The sequence below is a fragment of the Paenibacillus xylanexedens genome (assembly GCF_007676705.1).
In the GTDB taxonomy this organism is placed as follows: Bacteria; Bacillota; Bacilli; order Paenibacillales; family Paenibacillaceae; genus Paenibacillus; species Paenibacillus xylanexedens_C.
The window spans coordinates 1-214 of record NZ_VEBF01001030.1 but is presented as its reverse complement, the minus strand read 5'-3'; the positions used below and the strand labels follow the sequence as shown (position 1 = coordinate 214).

The following is a 214-nucleotide window of genomic DNA, read 5'->3' as shown; positions in this document are numbered from 1 at the left end:
AATCCATCCCAAAATACCCACAATACCGAACCTCGCAATAAACATCTCCACCATCATCATAATCACTCCCACTCTAAATACTACCCATCTCTCTGCTCCCCCAAATCCCCCAATCTACTTACCCCACAAATACAACACCAAACACACCATACCTATAATACCACCAACTCCAAAACCACCAACAATCAATTCAATCATCACACCCCCCATTCCC

The 214-nt window shown here is 43.9% G+C and carries 1 protein-coding gene; it reads right to left on the bottom strand.

The window, feature by feature from the left end:
* Window positions 1-114: 114 nt before the first annotated feature.
* Window positions 115-210, bottom strand: coding sequence for a hypothetical protein (locus tag FS628_RS33550; RefSeq protein ID WP_440131328.1), 96 nt, complete (start codon window positions 208-210; stop codon window positions 115-117).
* Between the last annotated feature and the right edge of the window lie 4 nt (window positions 211-214).